General features: G+C 68.5%; 13 protein-coding genes. 5 read left to right on the top strand and 8 right to left on the bottom strand.

Annotated elements, in window-relative coordinates:
- Window positions 1–978, top strand: a complete 978-nt coding sequence (locus ACM2ZB_RS02725) for a zinc-binding dehydrogenase (protein ID WP_416057324.1) — start codon at window positions 1–3, stop codon at window positions 976–978.
- Window positions 979–1,062: 84 nt separating this feature from the next.
- On the opposite strand, the gene betT is transcribed toward ACM2ZB_RS02725, so the two are convergent.
- The 4 genes from betT to ACM2ZB_RS02705 form a co-directional block, all read right to left on the bottom strand.
- On the bottom strand, window positions 1,063–3,042 hold the full coding sequence (gene betT / locus ACM2ZB_RS02720) for a choline BCCT transporter BetT (protein WP_416057323.1): 1,980 nt from the start codon (window positions 3,040–3,042) through the stop codon (window positions 1,063–1,065).
- Between the two features lie 136 nt (window positions 3,043–3,178).
- A complete protein-coding gene (locus tag ACM2ZB_RS02715; protein ID WP_416057322.1) occupies window positions 3,179–3,559 on the bottom strand; it encodes a VOC family protein in 381 nt (126 codons plus the stop codon).
- A gap of 67 nt (window positions 3,560–3,626) precedes the next feature.
- Window positions 3,627–3,947 (bottom strand): multidrug efflux SMR transporter, encoded by a 321-nt coding sequence (locus tag ACM2ZB_RS02710; protein WP_313435698.1) that lies wholly within the window; start codon window positions 3,945–3,947, stop codon window positions 3,627–3,629.
- Entirely contained in the window at window positions 3,947–4,300 is a 354-nt protein-coding gene (locus ACM2ZB_RS02705) for an SMR family transporter (protein ID WP_313435696.1), read from the bottom strand. The genes ACM2ZB_RS02710 and ACM2ZB_RS02705 overlap by 1 nt, the downstream gene beginning before the upstream one ends.
- Before the next feature lie 155 nt (window positions 4,301–4,455).
- Between ACM2ZB_RS02705 and ACM2ZB_RS02700 the strand changes: the two genes are divergently transcribed.
- Window positions 4,456–5,307, top strand: coding sequence for a LysR family transcriptional regulator (locus ACM2ZB_RS02700; protein ID WP_416057321.1), 852 nt, complete (start codon window positions 4,456–4,458; stop codon window positions 5,305–5,307).
- Between the two features lie 74 nt (window positions 5,308–5,381).
- Here the strand turns inward: ACM2ZB_RS02700 and ACM2ZB_RS02695 are convergent, their stop codons facing one another.
- The gene (locus ACM2ZB_RS02695) at window positions 5,382–6,302 is read right to left on the bottom strand and encodes a M14 family metallocarboxypeptidase (RefSeq protein ID WP_416057320.1); all 921 of its coding nucleotides are present in this window, start codon (window positions 6,300–6,302) and stop codon (window positions 5,382–5,384) included.
- A 143-nt stretch (window positions 6,303–6,445) separates the two neighbouring features.
- Between ACM2ZB_RS02695 and ACM2ZB_RS02690 the strand changes: the two genes are divergently transcribed.
- The 3 genes from ACM2ZB_RS02690 (at window position 6,446) to ACM2ZB_RS02680 (ending at window position 11,128) form a co-directional block, all read left to right on the top strand.
- Window positions 6,446–8,521 (top strand): TonB-dependent receptor family protein, encoded by a 2,076-nt coding sequence (locus ACM2ZB_RS02690; RefSeq protein WP_416057319.1) that lies wholly within the window; start codon window positions 6,446–6,448, stop codon window positions 8,519–8,521.
- 61 nt (window positions 8,522–8,582) lie between these two features.
- Window positions 8,583–10,355: a chloride channel protein gene (locus tag ACM2ZB_RS02685; RefSeq protein WP_313435688.1), complete on the top strand. Its 1,773-nt coding sequence runs from the start codon at window positions 8,583–8,585 to the stop codon at window positions 10,353–10,355.
- A gap of 56 nt (window positions 10,356–10,411) precedes the next feature.
- A complete protein-coding gene (locus ACM2ZB_RS02680) occupies window positions 10,412–11,128 on the top strand; it encodes an MgtC/SapB family protein (protein WP_416057318.1) in 717 nt (238 codons plus the stop codon).
- A gap of 17 nt (window positions 11,129–11,145) precedes the next feature.
- On the opposite strand, the gene ACM2ZB_RS02675 is transcribed toward ACM2ZB_RS02680, so the two are convergent.
- The 3 genes from ACM2ZB_RS02675 to ACM2ZB_RS02665 form a co-directional block, all read right to left on the bottom strand.
- Complete coding sequence (locus tag ACM2ZB_RS02675; protein ID WP_416057317.1) at window positions 11,146–11,436, bottom strand: DUF6959 family protein; 291 nt, start codon at window positions 11,434–11,436, stop codon at window positions 11,146–11,148.
- Window positions 11,437–11,557: 121 nt separating this feature from the next.
- The gene (locus ACM2ZB_RS02670) at window positions 11,558–12,394 is read right to left on the bottom strand and encodes an OmpA family protein (RefSeq protein WP_416057316.1); all 837 of its coding nucleotides are present in this window, start codon (window positions 12,392–12,394) and stop codon (window positions 11,558–11,560) included.
- Window positions 12,395–12,467: 73 nt separating this feature from the next.
- The gene (locus tag ACM2ZB_RS02665) at window positions 12,468–17,045 is read right to left on the bottom strand and encodes a YadA-like family protein (RefSeq protein ID WP_416057315.1); all 4,578 of its coding nucleotides are present in this window, start codon (window positions 17,043–17,045) and stop codon (window positions 12,468–12,470) included.
- Window positions 17,046–17,202 lie beyond the last annotated feature (157 nt).

The following is a 17,202-nucleotide window of genomic DNA, read 5'->3' as shown; positions in this document are numbered from 1 at the left end:
ATGCGCGCTGCCCTCTACTCCGCCTTCGGCGATCCCGCCGCCGTCCTTGCCGTGGGCGATGCCGCCCTGCCCGAGCCGGGCCCCGGCGAGGTACGCATCCGCACCACGCTGGCCTCGATCCACAACCACGACCTGCTGACCGTGCGCGGGCTGTATGGCTACAAGCCGACCCTGCCGGCGATTGGCGGCAGCGAAGCGCTGGGTGTGGTCGACGCGCTGGGCGAAGGCGTCGACGGCCTGCAGATCGGCCAGCGGGTTGCCGCTGCCTCGGTGCACGGCACCTGGGCCGAGGCCTTCATCGCCCCGGCACGCATGGTGATTCCGATGCCGGAGGCGATCCCCGACGAAATGGCCGCACAGCTGATCGCCATGCCGCTGAGCGCGCTGATGCTGCTTGAGTTCCTGAAGGTGGAGGCAGGCCAGTGGATCGTGCAGAACACCGCCAATGGTGCGGTGGGCAAATCACTGGCGATGCTGGCACGCGCCCGCGGTGTGCACGTGGCCAACCTGGTGCGCAATGCCAAGGCGGTCGCGCAGCTGCAGGCGCTGGGCATCGACCACGTGTTCGATACTTCGCGGGACGGCTGGAAGGACCGCGTCCGCGAAGCCACCGGCGAAGCGCAGGCTGCGGCGGCAGTAGACTCCATTGGCGGCGAAGCCAGCGCCGATCTGGTCGACCTGCTGGGCCTGCACGGCACCCTGGTCTCCTTCGGCGTGATGAGCGGTGAAGCAATGCGCATTCCTGCCGGCGGCCTGATCTACAAGGAAGCCACGGTGAAGGGCTTCTGGGGCAGCAAGGTCAGCCAGGCGATGGCGGTGGAAGACAAGCGCAGGCTTGTTGGCGAGCTGCTGACGCGTGCGGCCGGCGGCGAACTGACCTTGCCGGTGGACGGCATTTTCGCGCTGGAGGATATCGCGTCTGCGGCGGCTGCCAGCGCGCAGTCCGGGCGTGGCGGCAAGGTACTGCTGCGGGCCTGATTGCCAGAGGGTAGAGCCGAGCGTGGGCTCGGCTCTACAGGCAGGTGCGGACCAACGGTCCGCACCCACCGAAACCATCGTGCATCACCGGCTCAGGTGCAGGAACTGCAGGTGCCGTTCGTACTGGCTGATGATGTCGTTGATGATCTGCTTGCGGCTGTAGCCCACCAGATCGTAATCCTGGCTGCCTTCGAACAGATGCACTTCGGCACGGTAGTAGCGCTGGTTGCGCAGCTGCTGGGCGGCGAAGGACGGGGTCAGGTAGCCACTGAGGATCACCCGGTACAGGAAATCCTGTTGCTCGCCGTGGTTGACCGACAGTTCCATGTCACCGGCCTCGAAGCGTGTCTGCACATCCCAGCCCTGCCCGCGCAGCTGTTCGGCCACTGCTTCCATCGCCGGCTTCACCGTGTCATCCATGAAGCGGTAGACCTGGTCGCGCACCGGGAAGTGCATGGCCTGGCTCAGGCGCTGGCGCCAGCCTTGATGATGGCGGTCATCTCCGATCAACGGTGACGGCCGGAACTGCTGCGCGCGTTCGCGATGCGATTCATCGCTGAAGGCGCGGGTCAGCCCCCACATCATCAGCAGCAGCACCGCCGAGAACGGAAGGGAGGCCAGCACCACGGCCGACTTCAAGGCATCGATGCTGCCGGCCAGCAACAGGCCCGCGGTCAACACCGCGATCACCGTGCCCCAGAACACCCGCAGCCAACGCGGACCATCATCCTCGGGCGCGCCGCCATGCGAGGACAGCGTGGACAGCACCACCGCCCCCGAATCCGCCGACGTAACGAAGAAGATGAAGCTGACCATCACGGTCACGGCGATCACGGCCTTGCTCCACGGATAGCCATCCAGCAGCTCGTACAGCACCGTGGGCGGGTCATCCACCGCCAGCTGTGCCAACTGCTGCTGGCCATGGTGCAGCACCTGGTCCAGCGCGCTGTTGCCGAAGATCGACAGCCACGCCAGGGTGAAGCCGAGCGGGATCAGCAGCACGCCGAACACGAATTCGCGGATGGTGCGGCCACGCGAGATGCGCGCGATGAACAGGCCCACGAACGGCGCCCAGCCGATCCACCATGCCCAGTAGAACACCGTCCAGCCCCCCAGCCATTCGGGGCGGCCGCCATAGGCGTACACATCGAAGCTCTTGCCGACCACGCTGCCCAGGTAGTCACCCAGGTTCTGCATGAGGGTACTGAACAGGTACTGGGTGGGCCCGGCGAACAGCATGAACAGCACCAGCGCGATGGCCAGCAGCATGTTGATGTTGGCCATCCAGCGCACGCCCTTCTCCACGCCCGACACGGCCACGGCCACCGCCGCGCCCATCATGCTGGCCACCAGGATGATCTGCACCAGGTTGGAGTGCGGCACGTTGAACAGGTGGGTCAGGCCGGCGTTGAGGTGCAGCACGCCGAAGCCCATGTCCGCACCGATGCCGAACACGGTGGCGACGATGCCCAGCGCATCCACCGTATAGCCGATGGGCCCGTTGATGCGCTTGCCGATGAGCGGGTACAACGCCGAGCGCAGGGCCAGCGGCAGGTTGTGACGGTAGGCGAAGTAGGCCATCGCCATGGCCGCCAGCGCGAACACACCCCAGCCATGCAGGCCCCAGTGCAGGAACAGCAGCTGCATGGCCTGGCGCGCGCCAGCTTCGCCCGCAGCCGCATCGCCCTGCGGCGGCTGCAGGTAGTGGGTAAGCGGTTCGGACACGCAGAAGAAGAACAGGGTGATGCTGATGCCGGCGGCAAACAGCATGCCGGCCCACGACAGATAGCTGAATTCCGGCTCGTCATGGTCGGCCCCCAGCTTGATGCCACCGTACTTGGACAGGGCCACGCCCACCACGAACACCAGGTACAGGGTCATGGCCAGCAGGTAGTACCAGCCCACGTTGAGCGCGGCCCAGTCCTGCGCCTTGACCAGCAGGCGGCCGGCGCCCAGCGGGAACAGGCTGACGAACAGTGCGAAGGCAACGACGATGATCGCCGCGAAGGCGAAGACAGGCCGCAGGGTGCGCACCGGGGGGTGTTGTGGCTCCAGTGCTTCCATGGGCAGCCATCTCCGGGTCGATCAGGGATTAGCCGACCGATTCTGGGTGAATGGCAGTGGACGCAGGATGAAGTGCCGCCGTGCGATGACAGCCCGGGGACAGCCCGGGCGTGCTATCACGCGCGCGCCGCGAACCTCAGCCCATCACGTGCACGGCGCACAGCTTGTTGCCGTCGGGGTCGCGCAGGTAGGCCAGGTACAGCTGGCGCCCCGCCTTGTAGCGCACGCCGGCGGGGTCTTCGATGGCGCTGCCGCCGTGGGCCATGCCAGCCTCCTGCCAGGCATGCACCACCTGCGGGTTTTCCAGGGCAAAGCCAATCGTGCCGCCGTTGGCGTGGCAGGCCGGCTGGCCATCGATGGGCGGGGTGACGATGAACATGCGGCCATCCTTGATGTAGACCAGCTTGCCGTCTTCGTCGGTCATGCCCGGGCGGCCGCCCATGGCCGCGAACAGCGCGTCGTAGAAGCGGCGCGAGGCCGCAAGATCGTTGGAACCGACGGTGACGTGGCTGAACATGGCGGGCACTCCGTTGCGGGAAAACCGCAGTGTCGGCCAGCGCTGCGCGGTCTGCAATCGCCGCCGCTCAGGCGGTGCTGAGCAGCAGCACGGCGCCGGTCACCACGGCGATGCCGACCCAGCCGATGGGTCGCAGGCGGTGGCCGAACAGCAGGCGCCCGCAGAGGGCGGTACCGATCACGCCGATCGCGCCCCACAGGGCGTACGCGGTGGCCAGATCGATGTGGCGCACGGCCTGGCCAAGCAGCGCGAACGCCAGCCACACCAGCACGATCGCGCCGATGCCCCACGCCGGGCGACGGAAGCCATCGGACCTGGCGACCATCATGTTGGCCGCCACGTCGATCAGCGCCGAGAGGATCACGAAACACAGAGCCATGAGGTTCATCAGTGCGCCTCCCCCAGGGTTACGCAGACGATGCCAACCACCGCCAACACCAGGCCAGCCATCTGCTGCAGCGACAGGTGTTCGCCGAACACCCACACACCGACCACGGTCAGCAGGGTCAGGCCCAGCCCTTCCCAGACGGCATAGGCCACGCCCACCGCGATGCGGCGCACCGACAGCGCCAGGAAGTAATAGGACAGCGCCAGCGCGCCGGCCATCACCAGATAGCCCGCCCAACCGCCTTCGCGGGCGGCATGGGCCATGAACGAGGTGCCGACCACTTCGGCGACGATCGCCACGGTCAGGCAGGCCCAGGCGACCAGCGCGCCGCGGGCGGGAACAGTACGGGACATGGGGAACTCCTTGTGGCCGTGCCGGGGCCGGAAGACAGATCCACGCGCTGCGTGGATGGCCGCCGCAGCGGCTGCGGGGGTGTGGGCACGGCTGCAGTATCATCGTCTTTTGCGTTGGCCCAAAGATGGATTCCATCGACAGGAGCGATGGATCAATGCCCTACTCTCCCGAATCCCTGCAGGCCTTTGTCGAGGCGGCCGCACTCGGCTCGTTCTCGGCCGCGGCACGGCGCCTGCGCAAGACCCAGTCGACGGTCAGCACCGCCATTGCCCACCTGGAGGCCGACCTGGGCGTGGCCCTGTTCGACCGCAGCGGGCGCTATCCGCAACTGACCGAGGCCGGGCGCCAGGTGCTGGGCCACGCCCAGGACATCCTGGCCGCCGATACGCGCCTGCAGCAGCTGAGCATGCGCCTGGCCGCACCGGTGGAACCGCGCCTGACGCTGGTGTTTTCCGATGTGTACCAGCTCGATCCGGAGCAACGGCTGCTGCAGCGCTTCGCCGATGCTTTCGCCGACGTGGAACTGGAATGGCTGGATGCCGAAGGCCATGACGTGCTCGAGCTGGTCGGCAACGGACGAGCCGCCCTGGGCCTGCTGCCGCGCCAGGGCAGCTATCCCGATGCCCTCGTCGCACAGCCGCTGGCCCATTACAGCGAACTGTCGGTGTACGTGGCCGCCACCCACCCCCTGGCCCAGGCCGGCGCCCGCGCTGCTGCGCAGCGGGCACGCTACCGGCAGGTGCGGCTGAGCGCACAGGCCGACCACGAACCTGCGCCCGCCGGCCCCGCCTGGACCGCGTCGGACTACCTGATGGTGATGGAGATGGCCGAGGACGGCGTTGGCTGGGCCGAACTGCCCAAGGCGCTGGTGCAGCGCTACGACCGTGGGCGGCTGGTCGAATTGGCCCTGCCTGGATGGCCGCGGCGTATCCACAGCGACCTGGTCTGGCGCCGCGATGCACCGCCGGGACCGGCCGCGTTGTGGTGGGCCGAAGCACTTGGATGAGGTAGTGCCGGCCGCTGGCCGGCACTACCGATCAGTAGATCCACGCCATGCGTGGATGCGCGGATTTCACCCGATCAACGGTTTGCCAGCGCGTAATCCAGCGCCGAACGCACCGCCGCCACCTGCGCATCGTTGCACTGCTCCGGCGTCGCCCGCGGGCTGTCCGGGTAGACCTCGGTGGTGGTGGTGTACTTCGCGCCGGTAATGCCCGCGCACAGCGCCAGCTTCACCAGCGGGTACTCGATCACGCCATGGGCCACCACCGGCGAACCGATGATCTCGCCCTTGTCGTCGGCCGGGGCGATGTGGGTCACCTGCTCCACTGCGGCGATCACCGCCTGCTGGAAGGCCGGCTGCGGGTTCTCGCTGTCATCCACCAGGTAGAAGCCATCGGGAATCAGGCCCGGTTCGAACGGCTTGCCATCGCGCGCGGCCAGCGCCGGGCGGAACTCGCTCTCGTCACTGTCGGTGGTCTCGTGCAGGTCGATGTGCAGCACGAACTGGCCCTTGTACGGGGCGATCAGCTCGATCACGGCCGTCGACTCGCGGGCCGGGCCATCGGCGCGGAAGTTGCGGTTCGGGTCGATGGCATCGAAGTTCCAGCGGTTGATGCGCTCGAAGCCCCAGGGGTTCACGCACGGTGCCACCAGCAGGTTGGCCTTGCCGACGTAGTCGGCCGCGTGCGTTTCCAGGAAATCAAGCGCGCCCATCACGCCGCTGGTCTCATAGCCGTGCACGCCGCCGGTCACCAGCGCGGCCGGCAGGGCCGGATTCCAGTCACGGCTGCGCAGCGCGAACAGGGTGTAGGTCTCGCCGGCATAGTCCAGCTGGCCGTAGGCCACCTTGTCGAAGCGATCGGCCAGCGCCTCGATGCGCGGCAGCACTTCCTGGTCATAGCGGCGCAGGCGCTGCTGGCGGCCGCGCCACTGCTCCCGTTCCGCCGTGCCCCACGGCTGGCCAGGGGTTCCGACGGGGTAGAAGGCAGCAGTGGACATGGCGGATCTCGGCAGTCAGGAAGCAATTGCCCACTCTAGCACCGCCCTCCTGCGCTGTTCATCCGCAACCCTCCAAAGGTGCATTCCATTGGCGAATGGAATCAGCAATAATTCTCATTTACGACCCTTCCGCGCCCGCCTCCATGCCCTTCCGAATCCTGCTCCCGGCCCGCCTGCCCTTGGCCGCCGCCCTCACCCTGTGCCTGTCCGCCACCGCCTTCGCGCAGGACAGCGCCACCACCCTGGACAGCATCCAGGTCTCCGGCAGCTGGCTGGGCACCGGCCTGCACGACAGCGTGAAGAGCTTCGCCGGCGCACGCACCGTGGTGGACCGCCAGCGCATCGACGCCAGCGGCGCGGCCAGCATCGGCGATGCCATGCGCCGCATTCCGGGCGTGCAGGTCACCGACAACTCCGGCACCGCCGGCAGCTCGGTGTCGCTCAACATCGGTGTGCGTGGCCTGACCGGCCGCTATTCGCCGCGTTCCACCGTGCTGCTGGACGGCGTGCCGCTGGCGGTGGCGCCGTATGGCCAGCCGCAGCTTTCGTTCGCCCCCACCAGCCTGTCCAACATCGAATCGATCGACGTGGTGCGCGGCGGTGGCGCGGTGCGTTACGGGCCGCAGAACGTGGGCGGCATCATCAACTTCAGTACCCGCTCCATTCCCACCGAGGCCGGCCTGCACGGCGAGGCCGGCGTGCGCTACACCGCCTACGACCACGGCGGCGGCGACAGCACCCAGTACAACGCCTTCATTGGCGGCACCGCCGACAACGGCCTGGGCATGGCCCTGCTGTATTCCGGCCAGGACGGCCGCGGCTGGCGCCAGGGCAGCGATGACCGCTTCGACGATCTGGCCCTGAAGTTCGCCTATGCCATCGACGACCAGCAGACGCTGCGCGCCAAGCTGTCCTACTACGATGTGCGCTCGCTCACGCCGGGCGGCCTGACCCGCGCCCGGTACGACGCCGACCCGTTCCAGAACACCCGCCCCACCGATTTCTGGAAGGGCCACCGCACCGGCATCGACCTGGGCTACACCAATACCCTGTCGGCCGACAGCGAGTTCGAAGTGCTGGCGTATTACAACGAAAGCAACCGCGCCAGCTCGCTGATCAACGCCGCCAACACCCAGCTGACCGTGCAGCCGCGCGATTACCGCGTGCTGGGCATCGAGCCGCGCTACACCCAGCGCCTGCACTGGGGCAGCACCGTGCATGACATCACCGCAGGCTACCGTTTCCTGCGCGAGCGCGGCAACGACCGCAGCTACACGGTGCTGCGCCGTACCGGCGTGGAAAGTGCCATCACCCGCTTCGACAACGCCACCGATGCCCATTCGTTCTACATCGATGACCGCATTGCCGTGGGCCAGTGGCGCATCACCCCAGGCGTGCGCATGGAATGGATCGACATGGACCGCCGCCAGGCCGGTGGCGCGGCCGCCTTCAGCAGCCGTAACGACAAGGCGCTGCCGTCGATCAACATCGCCTACCTGCTGACCCCGCAGCTGACCGTGTTCGGCAACTACACCACCTCGTTCGGGCCGGTGCAGAACATCCAGCTGAACTCGCAGACCGCCAGCAATCCGCTGAACCCGGAAGTGGCCAAGACCACCGAACTGGGCGCGCGCTGGCAGGATGGCGCGTTGCGTGCGGAAGTGACCGTGTTCAAGATGCGCTTCGACAACCAGATCCTGCAGGTGCCGGGCATCACCCCGCCCACCTTCCAGAACATCGGCGCCACCGACCACAAGGGCGTGGAAAGCGCGCTGGAATACCGCTTCGCCGAGGACAGCGCACTGGCCGGCCTGGAACTGTATGCCAACTACACCTGGACCAAGGCGATCCAGCAGTCCGGCGACAACCGTGGCCTGGACGTGCCGTTCTATTCGCGTGATACCGACAGCATCGGTGCCCGCTATGGCATTGCCGGCTGGACCTTCAACGTATCCAGCACGCACCAGAGCGGCCAGTACGCCGATGCGGCCAACACCTGGGCCGAGAGCGCCGATGCGCGCGTGGGCCGGGTTCCGGGTGTTCGCCTGTGGAACGCGCAGGTGGCCTGGCAGGTGCCGGGGCTGGGTGACAGCGAGATCGCGGTGGGCGTGAACAACCTGGCCGACAAGCGCTGGTACACCCGCAATGTCGATGGCAATGCCGGGCGCATGGTGGCCGCGCCGCGTACCTTCTACGTGCAAGGCCGCTACCGCTTCTGAGGGCCACCCGCCCGATGCGGTGAGGGCAGCGATCACGGTGGCGGCGTATCATGCCGCCACCATGTCCTCCCACGTTTCGCCATCGCGCCTGCATCTGGCCTTCCAGGGCCTGCGGCTGCGCCTGCGTGGCAGTGACCTGTGGTTCATCGCGCTGGCGCTGGTGGTCGGCCTGATCGCCGGTGGCCTGACCCTGCTGCAGGCCGGCATCGCGCGCTGGCTGCAGAGTGCGCTGTATGGGCTGGACGAAGGCATGCGGCTCAGCTCCCTGCCCTCCCTGCCTTGGACCGCCCTGCTGGTGCTGCCGCTGGGCGGCCTGCTGGTCGGTCTGGTCGCGCTGGCTGCCACCCGCCTCAAGCGCCCCCTGCTCGATGCCGTGGAAGCCAATGCCCTGCACGGCGGCCGCATGTCGATGCGCGACAACCTGATCGTGTTGACCCAGACCCTGTTGTCCAACGGCTGCGGCGCATCGGTGGGCCTGGAGGCGTCATACACGCAGATGGGCGCCGGCAGTGGTTCGCAACTGGGCCGGGTGATGCGCCTGCGCCGCAATGACGTGCGCATCCTGGTCGGGGCCGGCTCGGCCGGCGCCATCGCCGCTGCCTTCGGTGCGCCACTGGCAGGGGCGTTCTACGCCTTCGAGATCGTGATCGGCGCCTATACCCCGGCCGCGCTGGCCCCGGTGGCCGTGGCCGCATTGGCCGGCGCCTTCGTGGCCGACCAGGCCGGCATCGAGGCCTACCTGCTGCCGGCCGCGTCCACCATCGATGTGCGCGCCGCCGACTATGCCATCTATGGCCTGCTGGGCTGTTGCTGCGCCATGGTCGGCATCGCGGTGATGCGACTGATCGCCTCCATCGAAGGTACGGTGAAGCGCAGCCCGCTACCGCTGTGGGGGCGCCCGGTGGTGGGCGGCCTGCTGCTGATTCCACTGGCGATGGCCAGCCCGCAGGTGCTGTCCTCCGGCCACGGCGCCCTGCATCTGGACCTGACCACCCACCTGCCGCTGATCTGGATCGGCGGGCTGCTGACCCTGAAGTGCCTGGCCTCGGGTATCTCGCTGGGCTTCGGCTTCCGTGGCGGCCTGTTCTTCGCCTCGCTGTTCATGGGCACCCTGGTGGGCGCGCTGTTCGCCGGCCTGCTGGCGATGGCCACCGGCGTGCCGGTGATCGATGCCACCTCGGCCGCGCTGGCCGGCATGGCAGCGTTGGCCGCGGCCGTGGTCGGTGCGCCGATGACGATGGCCATGCTGGTGCTGGAAGGCACCCACGACTTCCTGCTGACCAGCGTGGTGATGAGCGCGGTGCTGGTCTCCAGCACGCTGGTGCGGCAGTGGTTCGGTTATTCGTTCTCGACCTGGCGCATGCACCTGCGCGGCGAAACCATCAAGAGCGCCCGCGACGTGGGCTGGGTGCAGAACCTCAACGCCGGGCGGATGATGCGCAAGGGCGTGGCCACCGCGCCGGCTGACCTGGACGCCGCCAGCTTCCGCCAGCGCTTCCCGCTGGGCTCGGGCAGCCGGGTGATCCTGGTCGACAGTGAAGGCCATTACGCCGGCATCGTGCAGATCCCGCGCCTGTTCGGCGATGGCGTGAAGCCGGAGGCCCTGGTCGGCGACTTCGCCGAAAACCGTGACGTGGCCCTGGCGGCCAACGCGAACGTGGTGAGCGTGATGCAGCGCTTCGACCAGACCCAGGCCGATGAGCTGGCCGTGGTCGCCAGCGATGGCCAGGTGCTGGGGGTGGTGTCCGAGGCTTTCGTGCGCAAGCGCTACGCCGAGGAACTGGACAAGCGCCAGCGCGAACTGATGGGTGAGCGCGTCGAGGACAGCGATTGAGGGTCATCCACGCATGGCGTGGATCTACTGTCACCCGGGCGGGGTAGACTCCGGCCATGCGCTTCATTGAAACCTTCCAGGCCGGGCCCTTCGCCGACACCGTGGTCAGCCTGCTGGCCGCCTTCGTACTGGGTACGCTGATCGGCGCCGAACGGCAGTACCGGCAGCGTACCGCCGGCCTGCGCACCAATGTGCTGGTGGCCGTGGGCGCGGCCGCCTTCGTCGACCTGGGCATGCGCATCGCCGGCAGCGCCGAGGCGGTGCGGGTGATTTCCTATGTGGTGTCCGGCGTCGGTTTCCTGGGCGCCGGCGTGATCATGAAGGAAGGCATGAACGTGCGCGGCCTGAACACCGCCGCCACCTTGTGGTGTTCGGCGGCAGTGGGCAGCTGCACCGGCGCGGACATGCTGGCCGAGGGCGTGCTGCTGGCCCTGCTGGTGATCGCCGGCAATACCCTGCTGCGCCCCCTGGTGAACGCGATCAACCGGATCCCGATCAACGAATCCGCCACCGAAGCAACCTACGAAGTGCGCCTGAGCGTGGATGCCGAGGCCGTGCCGCGGGTGCGCGAGCGGCTGGTCGATGCGCTGGAGGCGGCGCAGTACCCGGTGGGCGACGTGCAGCTGGTGGAGCATGCCGATGCCCCCACCGATGTGATCGCGGTGCTGGTCAGCACGGCGGTCAGTGCCGAGGAACTGGACGTGGTGCTGGCCCGCATGGAGCAGGTACCGGGCGTGGTGCACGCCACCTGGGAAGTCAGCACCCGCGATTAGCAGATCATGCCCGGGCGCTACAGCGCCTCGCCGGCGTCGGCCAGGCGCGACTCGATCAGGGCGTACCACTGCTGCAGCGTGTCGATCAGCATGTCCATCTCGGCATCGGCACGCTGCGCGCGGCCGCTGCGCAGGCAGGCCTGCGCTTCCTGCAGGTGGGTAAGGAAGCCGGCCACCGTATCGGCCTGCAGGATCAATCCGGGCAGGCGCCGGCCGGGAATGCGCACCACCGAATGGTTGCCAAGCTGGCCGTACACGCTGAGTGTGGTTTCCGTCTTCATGGACAGGGGCAGGAATTGGGCATTCATCGCGTGCACCGTTGAAGAACCTGGTCTGCCGGCAGGCGTGGAGGACGGGGGAGACGTTGCCACGCCTGACCGGCCGACCAGGAGGAACTCGGGGACGCCGGGGCTTCCCGGCAGCGGAAGGTCAGCGTGGGTGGGCCACGCCAGCGATCTGTACGCGGCGGTTCGGCGCCAGGCAGGCGATCAGTTCACGGCGGTTGCGCTGCTCGCACTGCACCAGCGGCTCGGCCGCACCGCGCCCTTCGGCGCTGATGCTGGCCGCCGGTACACCGCCCTGCACCAGCGCCTGGCGCACCGCTTCGGCGCGGCGCTGCGACAGCTGCTGGTTGTAGCCGGCACCGCCGATGCGGTCGGTGTAGCCCACCACCTGGATCGACTGCATCTGGCTGGCCTCGCGCACCTGCGCCAGCACGCCCTGCACGGCCTGCTGCCCTTCGGCGCTGAGCACGGCGCTGTCGAAACCGAACAATGCATCGGCCGACAGCCGCAGCGGCTGCTCCGGCAGCGGTGCCGGCGCGGGCGGCGACGGTGGCCGCGGCGGATCCAGCACGGCGGCGCACGAGGCCGGCTTCCAGTAGCCGCCCTGGGCGATGCCCTTGCTGTCAAAACGTACCTGGAACTGGCAGGTGAAGTATTCCGCGCCCTGTGCCGTGCGGAAGTTGAACAGGTAGTTCCACTCGCGCACGCCCCACATGCCTTCATTGAAGTGCGGCGTGCCCAGCAGCGTGTACAGCTGGCGCTTGCTCATGCCCGGCGCGAAGCGGCGCAGATCGGCGATGTCCGGGTAGATGCCTTCCTTCAGCGATGCCTTGGACGCATCGGGGAAGGCGACAGCGGTGGCGTCGGCCGGGCCATCGGCCACGGGCGCATGGCTGCGGCAGGCCACGAGCAGGCCGCTCCCCAGGATCAGGCCCAGCGCGGCGGCCATGCGGCCGGCGCGGGCGATGCGTTGCAGGTTCATGTCGTTCCCCCTATGGACGTGGCCACCGCTGCGGCCAGGCTGCCGGGCGGCACGGGCCGCCCGGCCGTGCAGATCACCACTGGATACCGGCACCGACGGCCACGCCGGCTTCGCCGCGGCTGTTGGTGGAGCCGCTGAACTTGTAGATCCAGCGGCCGCCTTCGGACACACCGGAAATGCCCAGGGCCACGCCGGATTCGCCGTTGTAGCTGCCTGCAGCGATCGAGGCCATGCTGCGGCCCGCTTCGCTGGGCTGCGGCAGCGCCGCGGTGGCCATGGCCGAGGCGATACCGGCCGAAGCGCGGTTGTCGGTCTTGCGCAGGTCGCGCTCGAAGCCGCCCATGCGTTCGTCGGTGTAGGCCTTGGACCAGTCCAGCGTCTGCGCCATGCCGGACTTCAGCTGGTCGACGTTGACCGCATCGGTGCCGGCGGTACCGGCGGCGACATTGCGCACGGTGGTCGGCCCGCTGGAGGTGCTGCCCAGGGTCACGCTGTTGTAGTTGGTGCCACCGTTGGTGGTGGTGTCGTAGCGGATGTTGCCCTGCTGTGATGCCTGCAGCTGGCGCACGTTCACCGCATCGGTGGCTTCGGAACCGTCGGCCACGTTGACCACCTGGCGTTCGGCACCACTGGCGCCAACGGACACAGTGTTGGCGCGGTTGGCGACCGAGCCGGCGCCCAGCGCCACCGAGTTGTCGGCCTGCGCCTGCGACCCGTTGCCCAGGGCGGTGGAGTTGGCCCCGGCAGCGGTCGAGCCCGCACCACCGGCGGCGGAATTGGCGCCGGTCGCCGCCGGGTCGGCCAGGTTGTTGCTGTTGTTGGCGCGGAAGCTGCCGGCCACGTTGTTGATGTTCTGGATCTTCTGGTCGGTGTAGGCCTTGGACTGGTCGATGGCGTAATTCACGCCGTTGTTCAACTGGCCGACGTTGGTGGCGTCGTGGTCATCGGAGCCATCGGCCACATGGGTGATTTTGCGTTCGGCACCGGTGCTGCCGACCGACACCTCGCCGGCCGAACTGCTCGCGCCGGCCTGGCCGTAGGCGGCGGTGTAGCCGCTCTGCGCCCCCACGCTGGCCACCGAGCCGCTGCCCAGGGCGACGCTGTTGTCGGCACTGGCGCTGGCGCCGTTGCCGACCGCCACGCTGGCCGCACCGGCGGCGCTGGCCTGTGGCCCCACCGCCACCGCTTCGGTGCCACTGGCGGTGGCCGCCCCGGCGGTGGAATTGACCGCCAGGTAGGGGCTGCTGCCGCCACTGGTGATGCGCTGGTTGAGGGTGCGCAGCGAGCCATCCACTGCCGAGAACGCCGCGGTGACGTTGCTGTAGTCGTTGAGGGTGATGCTGCCATCGGTGGCGATGCTGGAGATGCTGAAGGACGGTGCGGTCCACAGCGAGGTGGCGCCGTTGTAGACCGTGCTGCCGCCGAAGTAGCTGGCGATGGTGGCGTGGGTGGCGAACAGCTGGGCGCCGTTGATGGCGTCGCTGCTGCCGGCCAGCACGCTGCCGGCGGCCAGGTTGCTGATCTTCACCGGTGCGCCGCCGGTACCGCTGAGGGTGATCGAATCCATGACGTTGCCACTCCCATCCACGTCGTACTTCACTGCGCGCGCATCCAGGTCATCGGTCTGCTCGGCCACGTTGGCCAGCGAGGTGCTGACCGCATCGAACGCGCTGCCCACATCGTTGTAGCTGCCCTGGCTGACGGTGCCGTTGGCGGCCACGTTGTTGAGGGTGTAGGTGGGCGCACTGACCACACCGGCCGCATCCACCGCCGCACCGCCGCCCAGGTGGGTGGCCAGGGTCTGGTTGGCGGCAAACAGCTGTGCACCGTTGATCGCTTCGCTGCTGGCCGCGTTGACCTGGCCCGGCCCGAGGTTGCGCAGGGTGGTGGCAGTACCGCTCTGGCCCAGCGTTGCGCTGGCGTAGTTGACGCTGCCATCGCCATTGACGTCGTAGCGCAGGGCGCCCTCTTCAGAAGCCTGCAGCTGGCCCAGGTTCACCGCATCGGTGGCGGCGGTACCGGCAGCCAGATGGGTAACCTGGCGCTCGGCACCGGCGGCACCGATCGACACGCTGTTGGCCCGGTCGGCCAGGCTGCCGGCGCCGACGGCGATGCTGTTGGCGGCAGTGGCCTGTGCGTTGGTGCCCACGGCGATCGAGTCCGCCCCGGTGGCCAGCGCCTCGGTGCCGGTGGAATTCACTCGCAGGTACCTGGTGCCGCCATTGCGGATGTCGTTGATCTGCGTGTTGAGGTTGACCAGCGAACCATCGACGGCGTCGAAGGCATCGGTGGCGTTTTCATACAGGCCCTGCGCGATGGCACCGCCGGTGGAGATGGTGCTGATCTCGAACAGCGGCGCGGTGAAAGTGCTGGTGGCCGGATCGAAGGCGGCACGGCCGCCGAAGAAGCGCGCGATGGCGTCGTTGCTGGCGAACAGCTGGCTGCCGTTGACCGCCTCGGTGCTGCCCGCATTGATCGCGCCCGCCGCCAGATTGGCCACAGTGGTGGTGCCGGTGCCACCGCCCAGGGTGACCCGGCGGTAGTCCGGATCGCCTGCAGGATCCAGGTCGTAGGTGACCGCCGCGTCACCGATTGCGGTGATCTGGCTGATCGCTCCCTTCAACTGGCCAACGTTGACCGCATCGGTATTGGCACTGCCGGCGGCCAGATTGGTGATCTGGCGTTCGCCACCGCCGGCGCTGCCCACCGACACTTCACCGGCAGACAGCTGCGCGGTGGTCAGGCCGTAGGCGCTGTAGCTGGCCTGCGCGCCGCGCGTGGCCGAAGAGCGGAAGCCCAGGGCCACCGAGTTGGCCTGGTTGGACGTGGCCTCGGCGCCGAGCAGGGTCTGGCCGTTAGCGGTGCCCACGGCGCTGTCGCCGACGATGACCGAATGGCCCATGCGCGCGGCATAGTCGGCCGTCGGCACGCCGGTGGGATTGGTCGGGTCGTTCGTACCCGCGCCCGGGAAGGCCACGTTCGCATCGACCTGCGGCAGTTCGTGGCGGGCATTGGCGCCGATCACCACTTCCTTGGAACCGTTGGCGTAGGCGCCATCCCCCATCAGCACCTGGTAATCCTGCGCGGCATTGACCGCCCAGCACGAGATGTCGGCCAGGGCGATATCCAGGCACTTGGCCGCCCATTCCGGCGAATTCTTCGGCAGCAGCAGGCCCAGCAGGCCACCGGGGTTGCCGTTGTTGATGTTGTAGATATAGCTGTCGGAGGTGACGCCACCGATCAGGGTCAGGTGCGAATTGCCCCCGGTGACCGCCCCGCCCAGGCCATTGAGCGCGCCCCCGACCGGCGTAGCGTTGACCACCGGCAGACCGAGCACGTTCACCGCCGAATAGGTCTGCATGACGTTGGCGGTGCTGACCCGCAGGTTGCCGTTGGACAGATAGCCATCGCCGCCGAACAGGCCATTGGTGGTCTGCGCGATCAGCGAGCCGACGCCGCCGACCAGGCCACCGGTGCCGATCATCAGGCCAGCATTGGGATCGACCGCCGCCGGCGCCTTCGGGCTGTTGGCCGGAATCGGCGAGGGCTGGGTCAGGCCAAGGCCCCCCAGCGTGTCCCCCAGCAGCCCGCCCACCGCCCCGCCGAGATTGCCCACGGTGCCGTTCAGATCGCCGTTGAGCAGACTGCCCACGGCCCCGCCCACGCCGTTCAGCGCGGTGCCGACGCCATTGAGCAGACCGCCCAGCCCCAGCGACGAGGTCTGCGCACCCACCGCCGCCGTGCCGGCCAGCTTCAGGTTGCGATCGGCCACCACGTCCTGGCCACCGGGCGCCTGCACGCGCACCTTGCCGGCCGCGCTGCTATCGAAGGCGGCGGTGATGGCAGGGTCCTGGGTCTCACCCGGCAGTTCCTCCTTGGCCGGCAGGCTCACCGCCGCCGTCGCCCCTACCTGGCCCTGCCCCTCCACCGCATGCCCGGCCAGCACCAGCTTTGAATCCACCTGGCCATCCACAGCGGCCTTCAGCCCGGACAGCGACGACGCCGGCGTGCTGCTGACCGCAGCACCGACATCCGCTTTGGCGTCCACGTGGGCCACCGGCGTACCGGCGACGCCGACCTTGGCCGTGGCCGCAGCCGTCGTACCCAGCGCGAGCGGTGCCTGCGCCTGCGGCGCCACCTGCGCGGCGAGCGCCGCATCGACTGCGGTGTGGTCGCCCAGCCCCACCGACGCGCGCACATCGGCCGCCAGGCCCGGCGCAGCGACCGGCTGCGGCACGTTGCCCGCGCCCAGGCTGACCTTCACCGTTGCCGGCAGCACGTTGCGCACGATCGGCAGCGCGGTGGTGCTCAGCTGCAGGCCGACGCGCGCATCGGCATTGATGGCCGGATTGGCCTGGCCCTGCCGCGCCGCCGCGGCCAGCGCCACTTCGGCATCGACCTTGACCGGCATCGGCTGCGTGTACTTGGCAGCCAGCGCCTGCAGGTCGCGCAGTGACTGGTTGGATTCAAGGGCCGACGCTGGCCCGCTGGCCAGCACGCACAACAGCGCCACGGCCAGGGCGGTGGGCGTCAACAGGACAGCACGCAGATCGCGCACCGCGCCACCGCCACTATCACCGGTGGCCAGTTCCGAGGCCACGACCAGAGCATTGAGCTGGCGATTCCATACACGCCGGTAGATGCGGTTCATGAGCATTTCCCCCGTAGGCGTACAACTTGAAAGTCAGTGGACGTGCCGTTAGGCAGGTGACTGACATTTCGCGCTTTCCAACGCGGGGCGCGCACTTCATTCCGGCACGGCAATCGCGCATTCCGGCAAATCCACGGCCGGATTCGGCACCCGAATG

It is taken from the genome of Stenotrophomonas maltophilia (assembly GCF_047782825.1).
Classification (GTDB): domain Bacteria; phylum Pseudomonadota; class Gammaproteobacteria; order Xanthomonadales; family Xanthomonadaceae; genus Stenotrophomonas.
This window is presented reverse-complemented; position numbering and strand designations above follow the sequence as displayed.

Bases quoted from the DNA above. Each gene is read 5' to 3' on its own strand.
- ACM2ZB_RS02725 (WP_416057324.1), top strand. From the start codon at position 1: ATGCGCGCTGCCCTCTACTCCGCCTTCGGCGATCCCGCCGCCGTCCTT.
- betT (WP_416057323.1), bottom strand. From the start codon at position 3,042: ATGGAAGCACTGGAGCCACAACACCCCCCGGTGCGCACCCTGCGGCCT.
- ACM2ZB_RS02715 (WP_416057322.1), bottom strand. From the start codon at position 3,559: ATGTTCAGCCACGTCACCGTCGGTTCCAACGATCTTGCGGCCTCGCGC.
- ACM2ZB_RS02710 (WP_313435698.1), bottom strand. From the start codon at position 3,947: ATGAACCTCATGGCTCTGTGTTTCGTGATCCTCTCGGCGCTGATCGAC.
- ACM2ZB_RS02705 (WP_313435696.1), bottom strand. From the start codon at position 4,300: ATGTCCCGTACTGTTCCCGCCCGCGGCGCGCTGGTCGCCTGGGCCTGC.
- ACM2ZB_RS02700 (WP_416057321.1), top strand. From the start codon at position 4,456: ATGCCCTACTCTCCCGAATCCCTGCAGGCCTTTGTCGAGGCGGCCGCA.
- ACM2ZB_RS02695 (WP_416057320.1), bottom strand. From the start codon at position 6,302: ATGTCCACTGCTGCCTTCTACCCCGTCGGAACCCCTGGCCAGCCGTGG.
- ACM2ZB_RS02690 (WP_416057319.1), top strand. From the start codon at position 6,446: ATGCCCTTCCGAATCCTGCTCCCGGCCCGCCTGCCCTTGGCCGCCGCC.
- ACM2ZB_RS02685 (WP_313435688.1), top strand. From the start codon at position 8,583: ATGTCCTCCCACGTTTCGCCATCGCGCCTGCATCTGGCCTTCCAGGGC.
- ACM2ZB_RS02680 (WP_416057318.1), top strand. From the start codon at position 10,412: ATGCGCTTCATTGAAACCTTCCAGGCCGGGCCCTTCGCCGACACCGTG.
- ACM2ZB_RS02675 (WP_416057317.1), bottom strand. From the start codon at position 11,436: ATGAATGCCCAATTCCTGCCCCTGTCCATGAAGACGGAAACCACACTC.
- ACM2ZB_RS02670 (WP_416057316.1), bottom strand. From the start codon at position 12,394: ATGAACCTGCAACGCATCGCCCGCGCCGGCCGCATGGCCGCCGCGCTG.
- ACM2ZB_RS02665 (WP_416057315.1), bottom strand. From the start codon at position 17,045: ATGAACCGCATCTACCGGCGTGTATGGAATCGCCAGCTCAATGCTCTG.